The organism is Alteromonas sp. 5NS40-0096 (assembly GCF_057544385.1).
In genome coordinates, this window is record NZ_BAAJLQ010000001.1 from 712,059 (window position 1) to 728,550 (window position 16,492).

Annotated in this window: 20 protein-coding genes; 15 read left to right on the top strand and 5 right to left on the bottom strand. The window is 44.9% G+C overall.

The window, feature by feature from the left end; translation table 11 throughout:
• Positions 1–48 precede the first annotated feature (48 nt).
• Both bfr (AC27G9_RS03200) and bfr (AC27G9_RS03205) read left to right on the top strand, forming a co-directional pair.
• Entirely contained in the window at positions 49–525 is a 477-nt protein-coding gene (bfr, locus tag AC27G9_RS03200) for a bacterioferritin (protein WP_487070959.1), read from the top strand.
• A complete protein-coding gene (gene bfr / locus AC27G9_RS03205; RefSeq protein ID WP_487070961.1) occupies positions 525–992 on the top strand; it encodes a bacterioferritin in 468 nt (155 codons plus the stop codon). The genes bfr (AC27G9_RS03200) and bfr (AC27G9_RS03205) overlap by 1 nt, the downstream gene beginning before the upstream one ends.
• Positions 993–994: 2 nt before the next feature.
• Here bfr (AC27G9_RS03205) and AC27G9_RS03210 read toward each other — a convergent pair whose 3' ends face one another.
• A complete protein-coding gene (locus AC27G9_RS03210) occupies positions 995–1,459 on the bottom strand; it encodes a hypothetical protein (RefSeq protein WP_487070963.1) in 465 nt (154 codons plus the stop codon).
• 231 nt (positions 1,460–1,690) lie between these two features.
• Between AC27G9_RS03210 and ccoN the strand changes: the two genes are divergently transcribed.
• The 12 genes from ccoN to rssA all read left to right on the top strand — a co-directional run bounded on the left by ccoN (position 1,691) and on the right by rssA (position 12,533).
• Complete coding sequence (ccoN, locus tag AC27G9_RS03215; protein WP_487070965.1) at positions 1,691–3,124, top strand: cytochrome-c oxidase, cbb3-type subunit I; 1,434 nt, start codon at positions 1,691–1,693, stop codon at positions 3,122–3,124.
• 11 nt (positions 3,125–3,135) lie between these two features.
• Positions 3,136–3,741, top strand: a complete 606-nt coding sequence (gene ccoO / locus AC27G9_RS03220) for a cytochrome-c oxidase, cbb3-type subunit II (protein ID WP_487070967.1) — start codon at positions 3,136–3,138, stop codon at positions 3,739–3,741.
• Positions 3,741–3,914, top strand: coding sequence for a cbb3-type cytochrome oxidase subunit 3 (locus AC27G9_RS03225; RefSeq protein ID WP_487070969.1), 174 nt, complete (start codon positions 3,741–3,743; stop codon positions 3,912–3,914). Before ccoO ends, AC27G9_RS03225 begins: the two co-directional genes overlap by 1 nt.
• A 4-nt stretch (positions 3,915–3,918) precedes the next feature.
• Entirely contained in the window at positions 3,919–4,872 is a 954-nt protein-coding gene (gene ccoP, locus AC27G9_RS03230) for a cytochrome-c oxidase, cbb3-type subunit III (protein WP_487070971.1), read from the top strand.
• A gap of 163 nt (positions 4,873–5,035) precedes the next feature.
• A complete protein-coding gene (locus AC27G9_RS03235; protein WP_487070973.1) occupies positions 5,036–5,518 on the top strand; it encodes a FixH family protein in 483 nt (160 codons plus the stop codon).
• A 5-nt stretch (positions 5,519–5,523) separates the two neighbouring features.
• Positions 5,524–7,896 carry a heavy metal translocating P-type ATPase gene (locus AC27G9_RS03240; protein WP_487070975.1) on the top strand — a complete coding sequence of 791 codons (2,373 nt, stop codon included), beginning with the start codon at positions 5,524–5,526 and terminating at the stop codon, positions 7,894–7,896.
• Between the two features lie 10 nt (positions 7,897–7,906).
• Complete coding sequence (gene ccoS, locus AC27G9_RS03245) at positions 7,907–8,110, top strand: cbb3-type cytochrome oxidase assembly protein CcoS (protein ID WP_487070977.1); 204 nt, start codon at positions 7,907–7,909, stop codon at positions 8,108–8,110.
• Positions 8,103–8,777: a sulfite exporter TauE/SafE family protein gene (locus tag AC27G9_RS03250; RefSeq protein WP_487070979.1), complete on the top strand. Its 675-nt coding sequence runs from the start codon at positions 8,103–8,105 to the stop codon at positions 8,775–8,777. Before ccoS ends, AC27G9_RS03250 begins: the two co-directional genes overlap by 8 nt.
• A 20-nt stretch (positions 8,778–8,797) precedes the next feature.
• Positions 8,798–9,535: a fumarate/nitrate reduction transcriptional regulator Fnr gene (fnr, locus tag AC27G9_RS03255; RefSeq protein ID WP_487070981.1), complete on the top strand. Its 738-nt coding sequence runs from the start codon at positions 8,798–8,800 to the stop codon at positions 9,533–9,535.
• A gap of 119 nt (positions 9,536–9,654) precedes the next feature.
• Complete coding sequence (uspE, locus tag AC27G9_RS03260) at positions 9,655–10,578, top strand: universal stress protein UspE (RefSeq protein WP_487070983.1); 924 nt, start codon at positions 9,655–9,657, stop codon at positions 10,576–10,578.
• 105 nt (positions 10,579–10,683) lie between these two features.
• The gene (ttcA, locus tag AC27G9_RS03265; RefSeq protein ID WP_487070985.1) at positions 10,684–11,634 is read left to right on the top strand and encodes a tRNA 2-thiocytidine(32) synthetase TtcA; all 951 of its coding nucleotides are present in this window, start codon (positions 10,684–10,686) and stop codon (positions 11,632–11,634) included.
• The gene (gene rssA / locus AC27G9_RS03270; RefSeq protein ID WP_487070987.1) at positions 11,634–12,533 is read left to right on the top strand and encodes a patatin-like phospholipase RssA; all 900 of its coding nucleotides are present in this window, start codon (positions 11,634–11,636) and stop codon (positions 12,531–12,533) included. The genes ttcA and rssA overlap by 1 nt, the downstream gene beginning before the upstream one ends.
• Here the strand turns inward: rssA and AC27G9_RS03275 are convergent.
• Entirely contained in the window at positions 12,530–13,438 is a 909-nt protein-coding gene (locus tag AC27G9_RS03275) for a LysR family transcriptional regulator (RefSeq protein WP_487070989.1), read from the bottom strand. The genes rssA and AC27G9_RS03275 overlap by 4 nt on opposite strands.
• A 116-nt stretch (positions 13,439–13,554) precedes the next feature.
• On the opposite strand from AC27G9_RS03275, the gene AC27G9_RS03280 reads away from it, so the two are divergent.
• Positions 13,555–14,532, top strand: coding sequence for an NAD(P)H-dependent oxidoreductase (locus AC27G9_RS03280; protein ID WP_487070991.1), 978 nt, complete (start codon positions 13,555–13,557; stop codon positions 14,530–14,532).
• Between the two features lie 45 nt (positions 14,533–14,577).
• Here the strand turns inward: AC27G9_RS03280 and AC27G9_RS03285 are convergent, their stop codons facing one another.
• The 3 genes from AC27G9_RS03285 to AC27G9_RS03295 form a co-directional block, all read right to left on the bottom strand.
• Complete coding sequence (locus AC27G9_RS03285) at positions 14,578–14,922, bottom strand: low molecular weight protein tyrosine phosphatase family protein (RefSeq protein ID WP_487070993.1); 345 nt, start codon at positions 14,920–14,922, stop codon at positions 14,578–14,580.
• Between the two features lie 136 nt (positions 14,923–15,058).
• A complete protein-coding gene (locus AC27G9_RS03290) occupies positions 15,059–15,691 on the bottom strand; it encodes a DUF2987 domain-containing protein (RefSeq protein ID WP_487070995.1) in 633 nt (210 codons plus the stop codon).
• Between the two features lie 8 nt (positions 15,692–15,699).
• The gene (locus AC27G9_RS03295) at positions 15,700–16,488 is read right to left on the bottom strand and encodes a glucosaminidase domain-containing protein (protein WP_487070997.1); all 789 of its coding nucleotides are present in this window, start codon (positions 16,486–16,488) and stop codon (positions 15,700–15,702) included.
• Positions 16,489–16,492: the final 4 nt, after the last annotated feature.

The following is a 16,492-nucleotide window of genomic DNA, read 5'->3' on the forward strand; positions in this document are numbered from 1 at the left end:
AAATATGTACTAGACTCCTGTTCACAGTCGAAAAATCAGGTAAATAACATGCAAGGTGATAAACAAGTCGTTGCCAAACTGAATGAGGTTCTGACAAGTGAACTAACGTCTATTAACCAGTACTTTCTGCATGCAAGAATGTTTAAGAACTGGGGTTTAACAGAGCTCAACGAAAAGAATTATAAGAAATCAATCAAAGACATGAAGCAAGCAGATGCTTTGATTGAACGCATCCTCTTTTTAGAAGGGCTGCCCAACCTACAAGCGCTTGGGAAGCTTTATATCGGCGAAGAAACCAAAGAAATGCTGTCTTGCGATGCGAAATTTCAATTGGAAGCCATACCTTTGCTAAAAGACGCGATCGCGTTGTGTGAACAGCAGCAAGACTACGTCAGCCGTGAATTACTCGCTGACATTCTAGAATACGAAGAAGAGCATCTTGATTGGATTGAAACCCAAGAGTATCAAATCGACAACATGGGCATCGAGAACTATCTTCAAGCACAAATGATGGAGACTGAATAATGAAAGGCAATCAGTTAATTATCGACTCATTGAATGAATTACTCGCCTACGAACTGGCTGCAATGGACCAGTATTTCATTCACTCTCAAATGTACCTGGATTGGGGCCTCAACAAACTTTACGAGCGTATAAATCACGAGTTTGATGACGAAAAAGGTCATGCGACCAAGCTAATCGAACGCATGCTGTTCTTGGAAGGCACCCCTAATATGGAAAAGCGCGTTGGCTACAAAGTCGGTACGGACGTCCCCTCTATGTTAGAAAGTGATCTTCGTGTGGAAATTGAGGTTGATACCAAACTCAAAGAAGTCATTGCACTATGCGAGCAACACGAAGACTTTGTTACACGTGATATGCTAGTGACCCTGCTTGATGACACAGAGATGGATCACGCATATTGGTTAGAACAACAACTGCGTTTAATAAAAATGCTGGGGTTGCCGAACTACTTGCAGTCTCAAATGTAGCGCTAAAGCTGCGTACTAAACCATATAAAGGCTGGGGTTTCCCGGCCTTTGATGTTTATGGTCATCCGCCATTGCATTTTTGGCTCTGAGCAAGCCCCTAACATGAACCATCCTTTTTGTGTATCAGGCTCGACGGTTTCCAACAACAATGGCACCTTACCCATGAACATATTCACCCCCTCTACCCACGCGCTTTCAATTTCGATACCCGGGCTTGTGGTAAATTCAATATCAATTGCCTCTTCAATAGTAATGGTCTGATTCACTTTGACGTCGATGCGCAGCCCATCACTGATGAACACCTGGCACGCAGTGCCTTCTAATACACACGCTCCCTCACTTTCAGCCGTACTATAAGCGTCGCTTTTGACATCCGCGAATTGCGATACGGTAAAAACCAAAATCGCAGCTAAAATAACACTGATCACAGGAAAGGCTTTTTGTAATTTATGTGTATTGTTTGACATACAATTTTTTAACATTTTGTAAATTATTTGTGTGAGTTTTTGACCAAGATCAAGTCCGCACAGTTTAAGGTATCTTTTTGCTTTTAAAAACCTTATTATCCGCGTACCAATTGGCCTGAGTCACAAGAATTAGTCAAAATTCAGGCATCATGTGAAGCCGCAATCACGTGATAACTCGCTATACTGAAGCAATTGGATAAACTTTTCATTTGAAGTGGAAGATTCATAAAAATGAGTGAAATAAGCCAAGCACGACCTGACTACAACTACAAAGTAGTTAGGCAGTTTACCGTAATGACCATTATATGGGGTATCATTGGTATGGGCCTTGGGGTGTTTATTGCAGCGCAGTTGTTTGCCCCAGCGCTTAACTTCGATATTCCGTGGTTAACCTACTCCCGACTACGTCCTCTACACACAAACGCCGTTATTTTTGCCTTCGGTGGCTGTGCGTTGTTCGCGACGTCTTACTATATTGTTCAACGTACATGCCAAGTACGCCTATTTAGTGACAAGCTAGCGGCTTTCACTTTCTGGGGTTGGCAGGCTGTTATCGTTGCCGCTGTCGTTTCTTTGCCATTTGGTATCACCAGTAGTAAAGAATACGCTGAGCTAGAATGGCCAATCGATATCCTGATCACCTTGGTTTGGGTGGCGTACATCATCAACTTCTTTGGAACACTGGTTATTCGTAAAACCTCTCACATTTACGTAGCAAACTGGTTCCTTGGTGCCTTTATGTTGACAGTTGCGGTCCTTCATATCGGTAACAGTATGGCAATTCCTGTTTCATTCACTAAGTCATATTCGCTATACGCGGGTGCTGTGGATGCAATGATGCAATGGTGGTACGGTCACAACGCTGTAGGTTTCTTCTTAACAGCAGGCTTCTTGGGTATGATGTATTACTTCGTTCCTAAGCAAGCAGGTCGCCCTGTTTACTCATATCGCCTATCAATCGTTCACTTCTGGGCTTTGATTTCTTTGTATATTTGGGCTGGTCCTCACCACCTTCACTATACGGCGCTTCCAGACTGGACGCAGTCATTGGGTATGGTGATGTCGGTGATTCTATTTGTGCCATCCTGGGGTGGTATGATTAACGGTATCATGACCCTATCGGGTGCGTGGCATAAACTTCGCACAGACCCCGTACTTCGATTCCTAATCGTTTCATTGTCTTTCTACGGTATGTCTACCTTTGAAGGTCCAATGATGGCGATTAAAACAGTAAACGCGCTTTCTCATTACACGGATTGGACTATTGGTCACGTACACTCTGGCGCATTAGGCTGGGTTGCGATGGTATCAATCGGTTCGGTATACCACTTGATCCCTATTCTTTTCGGTCAACCTAAAATGTACAGCACTAAGTTAGTTAACGTACATTTCTGGTTCGCGACGATTGGCGTAGTGCTATACATAGTTGCTATGTGGATGTCTGGTGTACTTCAAGGTCTGATGTGGCGTGCAATCAATGCTGACGGTACGTTGACTTACAGCTTCGTAGAAGCACTAGAAGCATCTAAGCCTTTCTATGTAGTACGCTTTATTGGTGGCCTATTTGTTGTAGCTGGTATGCTTATCATGGCTTACAACACGTACAAAACCATTCGCGCTCCAAAAGGTAGCATCGCCGCTGAGCCAGAAGCTCAAGCAGCATAAGGAGACGAACAATGAGAAATCCACACGAGATTATTGAAAAAAATGTCGGCCTACTGACGATTCTTATCCTTATTGCGATCAGTTTCGGGGCTATGGTGCAAATCACACCGCTTATGTTTCAACAAGAAACACTTGAACCGGTGAAAGGATTGAGACCGTATACGGCATTGGAACTTGAAGGCCGCGATATCTACATTCGTGAAGGTTGTGTAGGTTGTCACAGCCAGATGATTCGCCCATTCCGCTCTGAAACAGAGCGTTATGGCCACTACAGTGTAGCTGGTGAATCCGTATGGGAGCACCCTTTCCTTTGGGGCTCAAAGCGTACTGGTCCTGACCTAGCGCGTGTTGGCGGTCGTTACAGTGATGAATGGCATAGAGTACACCTTATCAACCCAAGAGACGTTGTTCCTGAATCGAACATGCCTGGTTACCCATGGCTTGCAGAGAACAAACTCGATGGCAAGTTGACAGCAGGTAAAATGGAAGTCTTCCGTGATTTTGGCGTGCCTTACACAGATGAAGACATCGCAGGTGCTCAGGCGGCAGTAGAGGGTAAAACTGAAATTGAAGCCCTAATTGCTTACCTACAATCTCTAGGGACACATTTTAAATAATGGACCAGGGAATTATAGGCAGCATTTTTACTGTCATCGTCTTCGTCGCTTTCGCAGGAATCGTTTGGTGGGCGTTTAGTAAACGCAACAAAGACAGATTCGACGAAGCAGCAAATCTAGTATTTGCCGACGAAGACAAACAAGAATCACAAAAAGATAAGCAGGAGTCTTAAACTAATGAGTATGTTTTGGACAATCTGGATCTCAGTTATCACACTGGGCTCCATTATCGGTTGCTACCTGTTACTACGTTGGTGCTTGAGTAACCAAACAGGTATTCCCGAAGGCGAGGAAATGGACCACGAGTTCGATGGTATCGTTGAAATTAACAACGGCTTACCTAAGTGGTGGACTATCCTTTTCATCATCACAATTATTTGGGGTTTCTTCTACCTGGCGCTCTACCCAGGCTTAGGGTCTTTCCAAGGCTTTTTTGGCTGGAAGAGTTCAAACCAAGGTGTGTTAACCCGTGCAGAGTCGGAACAAGCGCGTAAAGACGCAGCAGAAAATGGTTTGTTGGTACAATATGACCGCGAGCTAGATTTCGCCGCCGAGCGTTTTGACCCAATCTTCGCAGATTACGCTAAGGTCCCTGTAGAAGAACTTGTTCACAATGAAGAAGCAGTAAAAGTAGGCCAGCGTTTGTTCCTACAAAACTGTGCTCAGTGTCACGGTTCTGATGCAAGAGGCCAAAATGGTGGTTTCCCTAACCTCACTGACAACGATTGGTTGTACGGTGGTTCAGGCGACAAGATCAAGGAAACGCTACTTCTTGGTCGTACGCCAGCTATGCCTGCATGGTTAGATGCATTCGGCGAGCAAGGTGTGAAAGAAGTTGCACATTACGTAATGAGTTTGAGCGGACGAGAAGATGCTGACGCTAACCTTGCAGCAGCAGGTAAAACGAAATTCGCAGCGTGTGCAGCCTGTCACGGTATGGATGGAAAAGGTAATCAACTTCTTGGTGCCCCTAACCTAACAGATAATATCTGGCTATATGGCGGCAGTGAGCGTGCGATTATCGAAACGCTAAATTATGGCCGTAACGGTGTGATGCCTTCGTTCAAGAAAACCTTGGGTGAAGACAAAATCCACGTGGTGGCGACATACGTATATAGCTTGTCGAATTAAGCCATCGGCAATGTATCTTGAAAAGAGCCCCGCATCGTCGGGGCTTTTTTACCCTAGACACCAGTGAATTATTACTAGTTTTTTCGTAGCAAAAATTGCTAATAGTTCATTTGGACACCCTGTTAACCCAGGTTGTCACCCTAACCAAAGTAGTGTGAGTTTGATGAAAGTAGTACCTTGGTATAAACAGTTTTGGCCTTGGTTTTTAATTGCCATTCCTACTAGCTCCTTTATTGTGGGCTATATTGTTATTAGCCTGTCAATTGATACTTCAGACAGCTTAGTGGTCGATGATTACTACAAAGAAGGCAAGGCAATTAACGCCAAATTAGACAAAGTGTATGAAGCACAGCGTTTGCGTATCACAACGGAACTCATGATTGATAATGGCGCAGTCGCGCTAAAGTTTCACTCAGGTATTCCACAAGACGGCACGGCACTTAAACTGGCGTTTTATCACACGACGATAGAAGACAGAGACACCAGTGTTTTGCTCTCTCGTGATGCCAATGGCGTTTATCGCGGCTTTGTCGAAGCCTCGTTAGAGGGTAAATGGCAGATCACACTTACTCCACTTGATGAAAGCTGGAAAGTACAGCGCACTCTCGGCCTGCCCAGAACAGGTTGGTTTACCTTTAATCCCTAGCGCTTATGGCTGTCGTCGATTGTTATCATTGCGGTTTACCCGCCGAAACGCACGATAATTTCCGTGCTACCGTTCTCGACGAAGAACGGGTGATGTGCTGCCCTGGCTGCAAGGCTGTGGCTGAAACGATAGTGGCAAATGGCTTAGAAGATTATTATCGTTTCCGCACGGCGCCTGCAGAACAAGGTGATCAAGCTCTTGATGACACGCTAGCTAAGTTAGCGATTTATGATGAGCCTGCATTGCAAGAAGAGTTTGTTCATGATCAAGGCGAGCTCAAGGAGATTCAACTTACCGTCGAAGGCATCACGTGCGCTGCATGTGGCTGGTTGATTGAAAAACAATTATCTCGAGTTGAAGGCATCAGCCAAGTTGCTGTAAATGTTGCAGAACGACGCGCTATGGTAGCTTGGAATGACAATTCGGTTAACCTCTCTGGTGTACTCAAGGCTTTAAACAAAATTGGCTACCCTTCTTTGCCGTTCCAACCCGATCAGCATGAGTCACTGTACAAGAAAGAGCAAAAAACATATCTCAAAAAACTTGGCTTAGCGGGTTTAATGACGATGCAAGTCATGATGTTAATGGCGGGCATGTATTTTGATTTGTTTGGTGCCATTGAAAATGAGACCAAACAATTCTTCCATTGGATCGCGGCAGTTCTCACTACGCCTGTTGTCTTGTATTCGGGAAGTGTTTTCTATGTTGGAGCGTCCAAGGCACTGTCAGCACGTACGGTCAATATGGATGTTCCGGTCACGATCGCGATTTTTGGAACCTATGTAGCGGGTATTAAGTCAGTCCTAAGCGAGTCTGGTGACGTCTATTTTGAATCGATTTGCATGTTCGTATTCTTGTTATTACTCAGCCGCTACCTAGAACACCGTTCAAGACACAAAGCCGCTCAAATCTCCGCAAATATGATGCAGCATATGCCTGTCACGGCCACGTTGGTCTCTGACAATGGCAATTTAGATCAGTGTTTAGCAAAACAGCTACAAACAGGGCAAACCGTACTGGTTAAAGCAGGGGAAATCATCCCTGTCGATGGGCAAGTCATTGATGGAATCAGTGCGGTCGATGAGTCTATGCTAACAGGCGAGTTCAAACCGGTGTCCAAATCGCGTGGTGACGCGGTGTACGGTGGCACAGTGTCGCAGACTGGTGCATTAACAATCGAAGTGACCCAAACCTTAAAAAATGCATTAGTAAGTCAAATCATCAGATTGCAGTCTTCTGCAATGGCAACCAAGCCCAAAGTCGCGGCGACAGCCGATACCTTCTCACGTTACTTTGTTATGGCGGTGCTAGGATTATCCGCCCTCACCTTCGGATTTTGGTCGTTTCAGGGTAGTAGTGACGCATTTTGGATCACGATTTCAGTGCTAGTTGCCACCTGCCCTTGCGCTTTGGGTCTTGCAACGCCTTCGGCGTTGACATGTGCTATGGCAAAACTCAATCGCGGTGGGGTTTTACTCAAGCGAGCCGACGCACTCGAACAGCTCACTGCGATAGATACTATTGCACTCGATAAAACGGGAACGTTAACGCAAGGAAAGTTCTCAGTGACAAAAGCCTGGTATGCCGACGGTACTGACAGCGCTTTGCTTTACGACATTGTTTGTACTTTAGAAGCGCGCTCAGAACACCCCATTGCCAGCGCATTTACCTCACAAAATGCTTTACCTCAGCTTTTAGACTTCAAGGTTGTGCCAGGAAAAGGCGTTGAGGGTAGTATCGGCCAAGAGAAATACCGATTGGGGTCAAAGCATTTTGCAGGCGCGAAAACCGAACAGCACTGGGGAAATGTCTATCTGTGTAATGAACAAAACCAATGCCTTGCCGTTTTTGAAGTCACAGACAATATCAAAGACGGTATTGCAGAGGTGTTGAAAAGCCTAGACGCTTACACACTATGCTTGATAAGCGGTGATACTCAACAACACGTTTCATCAGTCGCCAATACACTCAATATCGACACCTTGTTCGCCGAGCAAACCCCCGAGGACAAGTACAAAACGGTAAAAGCGCTACAGGCCAAAGGGCACAATGTAATGATGTTAGGCGATGGTATCAATGATGCGCCTGTTCTCGCGAGTGCTGATGTCTCGGTTGCCGTCGGCAACGCTACTGACGTAGCGAAGAATGCTGCAGATGTTATCTTGCTGTCTAATGAACTAGATAACGTCCCCGAACTTCTAGAAACTGCTCGCGCCACTAAGCTAAAAATCAAGCAGAACATTGCATGGGCAGTTGGGTATAATGTACTGATATTACCTTTCGCTGTATCTGGCATGCTGACACCATGGCTCGCAGTGATTGGCATGTCATTGAGTAGTATTATTGTCGTTTCAAACTCGACCCGTTTGTTAAAATAGGGCTAGCATAGTGAGTATTATTTACGTATTGATCCCTCTGGCTGTCATTATCGTGGCAATTGCGATTGGCGTCTTTTTTTGGGCTGTTAAATCAAACCAATTTGAAGACTTAGAGCGTCAGGGATATAGCATTTTGTTCGACGACGACCTACCAAAAGAACAAAGACGACAGCCCGACGTACAGCAGCCGGACTCTCAAACCAAGAATGACTGACTTTAACGTATTCTCTGCGTTTCTTATTGGTGTAGCAGGCGGCGTACATTGCGTTGGTATGTGTGGTGGTATTGCTACGGCGTTTGGCGCAACGATTCCGTCTCATCACCCTAAGAACGCTTATATCGCGTTATACAACCTCGGTAGAATATTAAGTTACACGGTTGCTGGAGGCATCACCGGCTTTTTGGGAGGCGTTGTATCGCTGTCACTGCGTAATGGATTAGTTTATCTATCTATTGTAAGCGGCATTATACTCTTGCTACTCGCTTGTTACTTGGGTAACTGGTGGCGAATATTAACCGCAATCGAAGCGCTCGGTTCTCGGGTCTGGAAGCGAATCCAGCCTTTGTCTAAACGGTTTTTGCCAGTTGATTCCTATGGTAAAGCGTTGGGTTACGGCATGATCTGGGGTTGGCTACCGTGTGGGCTGGTTTACTCTACACTGACATGGTCAATGGCGTCTGGCGATGCCCTAAACGGCGCTGCCATCATGCTAGCGTTCGGCTTGGGCACGCTGCCAACACTCTTTGCAGCCAGTTTATCCGCACAATGGTTGGTCAAAGGTTTTCGGCACCCCGTTGTTAAACAATGCATTGCCACTTTAGTCGCAATATATGCAGTTTTCTTGATTTATAATGGTTACAATAGTATCTATAACGCTTAGGCAAAGGACCCGGAACGACTATGAGCAAGACCAGCGATTTTTCAATACATTGTCAAAACTGTAGTTTCAGTCACCTGTGTTTACCAGTTGCGCTCAATAAAACAGAAATTGAGTCATTGGACGACATTGTTGAACGAAAAAAGCCACTGCATAAAAATGATAAGTTAATTCGTTCTGGTGACAGCTTCACAGCCTTGTACGCGGTGAGAAGCGGTTCGTTCAAATCGTTCGTCAGTGCCAAAGATGGCGAAGAGCAAATCATAGGGTTTCATTTTCCTGGTGACATTATTGGCTTTGATGCGCTGCGCAACAATACCCATGAAAGCTACACCCAAGCCCTAGAAACCGCCATGGTCTGCGAATTGCCCTACGACACATTAGACAAAATGTCGGTACAACTACCTAAGCTGCGCCACCAAATCATGAGTTTTATGAGTGCAGAGATAAAGCAAGACAATGAAATGATGATGTTGTTAAACAAGCGTACCGCAGAAGAACGCTTGATCTATTTTATCGCGCAATTGTCGCAACGTTTTGAAGAACGGGGCTTCTCATCTCGAGAATTTAATTTATCAATGACCCGAAACGAGATTGGAAACTACTTGGGTCTTACGGTCGAAACGATTTCCCGTTTACTTACGCGTTTTCAAAAAGAAGGCATTATTCAGGTTGACGGTAAGCTTATTACCATCACGGATTTCGACGCGATGGAAGACAAACTCAACAATATGGGCGTGCAAACAAAAGAGGTGATTTAAGCCTCTTTTTGATCCAAAACAAATCACATTTTTCTATATTCGACCTACACTTATGTAAAGAGGCAACACTAACGTTGGTTCGTTGTGTTTAATGACTATTGCATTAGGGAAGGTCGCATATGATTAACTACAATCACTTACTCGCTATCATTGAGCCTGATAGAGACAATCAACCTGCCCTATCCCGGGCGATCGAACTTGCCGAAAAGACGGAAGCCAGCATTACGGCATACATGGTGATCTACGATTTCTCGTACGAAATGACAACCATGCTCTCATCAGATGAACGAGAAGCCATGCGAGAAGCCGTAATCAAAGATCGTCAAGCTTGGTTGGAGGATGAGTTAAAACACTACAAAAGTAACGCAGCAATAAAGGTGGTTGTTGAATGGCACAATCGCGCCTATGAATCCATTATACGCTTTGCCATGGCACACAGCTGTGACATCGTTGTAAAGGCCACAAAACCTCACGATGATCTGACTTCAGTCATTTTTACGCCTACGGATTGGCATTTGTTACGCAAATGTCCTTCTCCGGTGTTGTTAGTAAAAGACCACGATTGGCCTGAGGATGGTAACATTATTGCAGCCGTCAACGTCGGCACCGAAGACAGAGAGCATGCGCAGCTCAACGACAAACTCACCGTGATTGCGAAAGACTATGCAGACTTGCTGATTGGCAAGGTTAACTTGGTTAACTGCTACCCCAGTACACCGCTCAACATCGCGATAGAGGTCCCAGAGTTTGACCCAACGACTTACAATGATTCTGTGCGAAATCATCATCTACAAGAGATAGAACGTCACTCTAATCGATACGATATTCCGCTTGAACGATGTCACGTAAAAGAAGGCTTGCCGGAAAGCGTGATACCACAAATTGCAGACGCCGTTGATGCGGAACTCGTCATCATAGGCACCGTGGGTCGCGTTGGTCTATCAGCGGCGTTAATTGGCAACACCGCTGAGCATGTAATCGATAGTTTGCAGTGTGACGTGCTTGCGATCAAACCCGACGGTTTCCAATCCCCAATACGCTAATATCCAATGGATAAACGCGCTGACTCTGTTTAGAACTAAGGCTATGCGCAGGTGCGGGCATTTTGTATAATGCCCGCTTTTCGAGTAATAGAGCACGTTTCGCGCATGAATCAGAACGCAGTAGAAGCCAAGTTGACAGAATCCGGCTCAACCAGTTCACAACAAAAAGCCAAGTACAACTTCAATAAATTACAAAAACGCCTACGACGAAATGTCGGTAAAGCGATTGAAGACTTTGGCATGATTGAAGCAAACGATAGAATCATGGTTTGTCTTTCCGGAGGAAAAGACAGCTACACCATGCTCGATATCCTCATGTTCTTGCGTAAGATAGCTCCTATCGACTTTGATATCGTCGCGGTCAACTTAGACCAGAAGCAACCGGGCTTCCCAGAACATATTCTGCCCCAATACCTCGAGAGTGTCGGTGTTGAATACAAGATCGTAGAAGAAGATACCTACTCTATTGTCAAAGACAAGATCCCGGAAGGTAAGACTACCTGTTCTTTGTGTTCTCGATTGCGCCGAGGCATTTTGTACCGAACGGCTACCGAATTAGGCGCAACCAAAATTGCGCTGGGACATCACAGGGACGATATGTTAGAAACCCTGTTTTTGAATATGTTTCACGGTGGCAAACTGAAATCAATGCCGCCTAAATTAGTCAGTGATGATGGTAAACATATCGTAATCCGCCCTTTGGCTTACTGCAGCGAAAAGGATATTGTTAAATACTCAAACATTGCCGATTTTCCTATCATCCCGTGCAACCTTTGTGGTTCACAAGAAAATTTGCAAAGAAAACATATCAAAGCGATGTTGCAAGACTGGGACAAACGGTTCCCTGGCCGCATTGAATCCATGTTTCGCTCTATTCAGAACGTGGCACCTACACACCTTGCAGATAAAAACTTACACGACTTTAAAAGCATTGAAACTACTGGAGCGCCGGTAAAAGATGGTGACATAGGTTTTGATGCACCAACATTTGAAGTTGCACAAGAAAACATGGAAGATGCTATTCCAATCGTCAATATCATGGAAGCAAAACAGTAATGAAAATAGGCCTAGCTTTAGGTGCGGGCGCAGCTCGCGGATGGACCCACATTGGCATCATAAAGGCACTTGAAGAGCTGGGTATTAAAATCGACGTAGTGGCAGGTTGCTCCATCGGCGCTTACGTCGGTGCAGCGTATGCCAGCGGCAAACTAGAAGCATTGCAGGAATGGGCGTTCTCGCTTTCCGAATGGCAGGTACTCTCCCTTATGGGTGTTGGTATCCGAAAAGGGGGAATTGCGAGTGGCCAGAAAGTATTTGATAAACTGATAGAAGACTTCAGTGCGCCGACATTTGAGTCGATGGATTTACCATTTGGTTGCGTCGCGACTGATCTTTCGACAGGCAGAGAAGTGATCTTTAAAAAAGGTGACGTAGGGGAACCTGTCAAAGCTTCTTGTGCGATTCCCGCCCTGTTTTCTCCCGTCGCAAAGGACGGTAAGTGGTTGGTAGATGGTGCGGTAGTCAATCCCGTTCCGGTTAATTTGTGCCGCCAACTTGGGGCAGATTTTGTTATCGCCGTCAATTTAAATGCTGACTTTAGACCACAGCGTTTGGTACAAACTCGCCTTGAGCACGAAGCAGCGAATCGCAAGACAGACGATTTTTTCTCAAAAAGTCAAAACGTGCTACGCCAGTGGTTTTCACCTGAGACAACTGCAGAGAAGAACGAAAATCCACCTGGTATCTTCAGTGTGATGAGCAGTGCACTAGAAATTCTTCAAGCGCGTGTCACCCGCTCTCGTTTAGCAGGCGATCCGCCGGATATATTGCTCGAACCGCAACTCACTGACGTGGGTATCATGGAATTTCATCGTGCCGAAGACTTGTTTGAAAAAGGCAAACAAACGGTGTCTCGTATCGAAGAGCAGATTCGCTACCAGTTGTTACTGAGTTAAGCCCGAAAATGTGTGGTGCTGTCGAGCAAAAAGTCGATAAGCACCCTCACCCGCCTCGCTTTTTGCGAGTTTTGCATGAAGTAAATGTACAAACCTGGGTATTCATCCCAGTATTGCTCTAGTAATGGCGACAACTGCCCCTCAGTAAATTGATTTTCAATCATCGGTGTGACGATCCTTCCGATACCAAGACCTTTAATTGCAGCGTCTATCATTGCATCAGTGTCATTGACAATTAACGCGGTTTTTCCTCTAACGGTATGCTGTTGTCCATTATCATTGAGTAATAGTGGCGCTATTTGATTAGAACCAATAAAGCGGTACTGAATAAACTTGTGTTCACTGACGTCTGAGAGTGTTTTCGGTAAGCCGTATTTCGCCAAATAATCCTTAGAAGCAAACAGTGCTTCTTTCATTGGCGATGTTAACGGTCTTGCCACCATTCCATCTTGAATACGATGACCAAAACGAATACCCACATCAAAACCTTCATCCAAAATATTGACAACTTTGTCGCTAATCGATATTTCCAGTTCAATGTCGGGGTAAAGATGACAGAATTGGGCGTAGTAAGGCTTGAGCAAAAAATCGTAAACAAACTTTGGAAGCGTAATGCGAACGCGGCCTGAAGGTGCCTTATTGAGATCTTGCAGGCTATCGACTGCGAGTTCTAGACTCGACAGATGATCACCAATACGCTCGTATAACAGTTGTCCAGCCTGCGTTAATTCTATTCGCCTCGTACTTCGGCTAAATAGAGGCATGCCTATCTTTGCCTCAAGCGACTTGAGTGATTGACTGACCGAGGGTGCGGCAATTTCAAGCTGTCTCGCCGCCCCTCGAATACTGCCTTCTTTTACGATTGTACTGAAAACCGCCAATTGATTGTACGTTGCGCCTTTCACACGCACCTCATTGTAAACATTAACCTAACAGACTTAGTTAATTTAACCGCCTAAAAACTATTAGTGTCAAGGAGTAAACTACACAGACTTTAAATTGAATCACCTACGAGGACACGATGAGTAAGGTATTAGTTATTTCTGGTCACCCTGATCTAGCCCATTCATACACCAATTCTGCGATCATAAAGCAGTTAGAGGGCTCCTTATCAAGTACAGAAATTCGTAGACTCGATACACTGTACCCCGATTACCAAATCGATATAGAGCAAGAGCAGAAAGCACTGATTAACGCTGATATCATTATTCTTCAATTTCCATTTTACTGGTACTCAGTACCTGCGTTATTGAAAAAATGGATTGATGATGTTTTTAGCTATGATTTTGCGTTTGGTGCAAAAGGCGACAAACTCAAAGGTAAAGATTTCATTTTGTCGTTTACTGTTGGTGGGCCGGAATCCTCGTATACGCCCCTCGGATACAATCATTTCCCAATTGGCGATCTAGTCAAACCGTTGCAGCAGACAGCCTATTTGGCCGGTATGGTATACCACCAACCGGTATATACCCACCAAATGGTTTACATACCAGGTGTATATAATGAGCTAGAAGATGTGATAGGCAGAGCTAACGATCACGCCAACCGATTAATTGATCAAATAAAATCTATCCAGTCAGACAAAACCAATTTGTTGACCAAGTTTGTTCATCAGTGGTTTTCAGAATTTGACGTGTTACCTGAAGATGCGGGTTATTTTCTGTCGTTTCTCGCTGAAGATATTCATTGGGAGATGGGAGCTGATACCTTCACAGGCCACGCAGGTTTCAACGATTGGTACCAGATTGCCAGAAACACTTTTCTGCCAGGCCCACAACACATTGTGGAACAAGTGGAAGTTGAGCCAATAGAAAACGACCCAAATGGTTCGCAATACCAATTAAACCTCAGAATCCGTTTCATCGCTGAAACTGCGCCTATGTCAGAATTCAAAGGTAACTCACTAAATGTTTTAGTTAACGAAACCTGGACTGTATCAGTGGATGAGAATGACAAACCAACGATACATCGCTACCTAGCCTCTCCCGTTGAATCATAAAGGTAGCATGACTTTAGCAGGCACACCTCTATGTGCCTGCTCGTTTTACGCTAGGTGGCCTGATAGCAACGTACTAACTTTGTCTTCCAATTCAGCAATTAAATCCTCGTCCATGTATTGATATTCATCGGGAATATCCAATACAAAAAGAGGAGTTGAACCGAGCGAGTGACCAAACTCAGCGCGCAAACGACTTTTGTGTTTTTTCTCCATGACAAAAATCATGTCAGCCCAAATAACGTCGGCTTCGCTTACCGTTTTTTTAGCCTTTGAGCTCGTCCCCGCCGAGCGTGCGTGATAGCCAATGCGTTTTCGCCAGACAGCTTCGGCAGTGGGACTACGCCATTGGTTTTTGCTACAAATAAACAATAAATGCGTGTGCTGTTTCATGTATTCAATTGATTAACTGATTAACAGTCGCGCTCCCAATGGTCTTACTAGCGTTAAAACAGAATGACAGAGCGACCATATTCACTCAGTGCCATAAGCTAGTTAAAATTCGCTGAATGCCACATCTATATTGACTTTACTTGGACGTGAGTGCGGTTACGCGTAACGGCTTACGAGGTAAAACCAAAGGTTTGCCCTTTTCCAACCATTCTTCATCTATCAGCATCGTGCCTTTATTGATAGCTGGCGCCCCTTCTACGAGTGCATCATAGTGTAAGTCTTCGAAATGAATCATCAAACCTGACACGCTGGGCATCATAAATGACAAAAAGCTGCCCATTTCATTAAAGAACGAAGAGTACTGCTGGTGAATGAATGCAAGGTCTTGCGGGGAATACTCTTGCTTTAACCATTCGGGCTTCGTTTCTAATTGTACCGACATATCGCATTGGTTAGAGGGCTGTTCAAGGTCAATCGTTACCTTGGCATCCGCTAAGTTAAGTGCGCGCTCTGCCGGTACCGTAAATCGGTATTCTGGTGTAACTTCCAAAGGAATTGTTTTCTTCTGGGTAACGATATCTGCCTTATTGATAGTGCACAGCGTTTTATTTGTCACATGCATAAATCCAAAGGCAAATTGTAAACCCTGGGTATCATCGTCATTGAGCTTTCTTACATGACTGTAGAAACGCTTGTATTCCACTTCAATGGTATCGGAAAACGCCGCTGGGCAACTTAGTAACAAGCCCATTGCTGCGCTTATTGTCATTCTATTTTTCAATTTAAATACTCTTTGTTATAGCGCATCATCGTTTGCAACTCTTCCACATAGGCCGCCCCGCGCTCAGAATAATGAATTAACCCTTCAGCTAACGCGTAGCCACTTATCGGTTTTTGATTTTCTCTAAGTGATCGCCTGATCTCGCGCAATTCGCGGTATGCATCATGACGATTTAGGTTGCGCATATAGGTATAGGTTGATCTTGACGCATTATTAAATTTCGCCACTTCGTGTTTCGCACCTGAATTCCGCCTAGCGGGTACAAACCCACAGCCTTTCTGGTAACACCACAGTCCATAAAAGTTATAGCCCTCTTGGGCAAAACGGCTTGTCCCCCAAGCAGACTCGTTAGCAGCCTGCACTAACACGAGCTCAGCAGGTATAATATCGACCTTAACAAGAAGTTGCGCTACCTGCTCTTTTGGAACAAGTTCCTTGTCAACTCGGTACTCGCTGATCAACCAATCAAATTGTTCGCGGTCGTGATCGTCTAGCGGGGTATTATTTTGTATTTTTCGCTGAAGCTCTAGTAAATAATGACGTAGGGTCAACAAATACAGATTTTGTTGATCGACCTCAGGTTTTAGATAGGAAAAAAACGCGGTTTTCTTTTCCTTTACATCGCTTATCTCACCAAATTTAGGAACGGGTAATGCGGAGGATGGCGTTTCCGGCACATCTAGCACATCAGGTTCTTGGGTTGTTACTCGCCATGCAAACACAACAATAATAGCGATAACGACCAACATAGTGACAACGATCGCCGTCGTCTCCCTTTTGTGCATATAA

What these genes read in the sequence shown, in the direction of transcription:
- AC27G9_RS03235 (WP_487070973.1), top strand. Translation starts at nt 5,036, where the DNA reads ATGAAAGTAGTACCTTGGTATAAACAGTTTTGGCCTTGGTTTTTAATT.
- AC27G9_RS03240 (WP_487070975.1), top strand. Translation starts at nt 5,524, where the DNA reads ATGGCTGTCGTCGATTGTTATCATTGCGGTTTACCCGCCGAAACGCAC.
- AC27G9_RS03280 (WP_487070991.1), top strand. Translation starts at nt 13,555, where the DNA reads ATGAGTAAGGTATTAGTTATTTCTGGTCACCCTGATCTAGCCCATTCA.
- bfr (WP_487070959.1), top strand. Translation starts at nt 49, where the DNA reads ATGCAAGGTGATAAACAAGTCGTTGCCAAACTGAATGAGGTTCTGACA.
- bfr (WP_487070961.1), top strand. Translation starts at nt 525, where the DNA reads ATGAAAGGCAATCAGTTAATTATCGACTCATTGAATGAATTACTCGCC.
- ccoO (WP_487070967.1), top strand. Translation starts at nt 3,136, where the DNA reads ATGAGAAATCCACACGAGATTATTGAAAAAAATGTCGGCCTACTGACG.
- AC27G9_RS03285 (WP_487070993.1), bottom strand. Translation starts at nt 14,922, where the DNA reads ATGAAACAGCACACGCATTTATTGTTTATTTGTAGCAAAAACCAATGG.
- AC27G9_RS03290 (WP_487070995.1), bottom strand. Translation starts at nt 15,691, where the DNA reads ATGACAATAAGCGCAGCAATGGGCTTGTTACTAAGTTGCCCAGCGGCG.
- AC27G9_RS03210 (WP_487070963.1), bottom strand. Translation starts at nt 1,459, where the DNA reads ATGTCAAACAATACACATAAATTACAAAAAGCCTTTCCTGTGATCAGT.
- ttcA (WP_487070985.1), top strand. Translation starts at nt 10,684, where the DNA reads ATGAATCAGAACGCAGTAGAAGCCAAGTTGACAGAATCCGGCTCAACC.
- ccoN (WP_487070965.1), top strand. Translation starts at nt 1,691, where the DNA reads ATGAGTGAAATAAGCCAAGCACGACCTGACTACAACTACAAAGTAGTT.
- AC27G9_RS03295 (WP_487070997.1), bottom strand. Translation starts at nt 16,488, where the DNA reads ATGCACAAAAGGGAGACGACGGCGATCGTTGTCACTATGTTGGTCGTT.
- rssA (WP_487070987.1), top strand. Translation starts at nt 11,634, where the DNA reads ATGAAAATAGGCCTAGCTTTAGGTGCGGGCGCAGCTCGCGGATGGACC.
- fnr (WP_487070981.1), top strand. Translation starts at nt 8,798, where the DNA reads ATGAGCAAGACCAGCGATTTTTCAATACATTGTCAAAACTGTAGTTTC.
- AC27G9_RS03225 (WP_487070969.1), top strand. Translation starts at nt 3,741, where the DNA reads ATGGACCAGGGAATTATAGGCAGCATTTTTACTGTCATCGTCTTCGTC.
- ccoP (WP_487070971.1), top strand. Translation starts at nt 3,919, where the DNA reads ATGAGTATGTTTTGGACAATCTGGATCTCAGTTATCACACTGGGCTCC.
- AC27G9_RS03250 (WP_487070979.1), top strand. Translation starts at nt 8,103, where the DNA reads ATGACTGACTTTAACGTATTCTCTGCGTTTCTTATTGGTGTAGCAGGC.
- uspE (WP_487070983.1), top strand. Translation starts at nt 9,655, where the DNA reads ATGATTAACTACAATCACTTACTCGCTATCATTGAGCCTGATAGAGAC.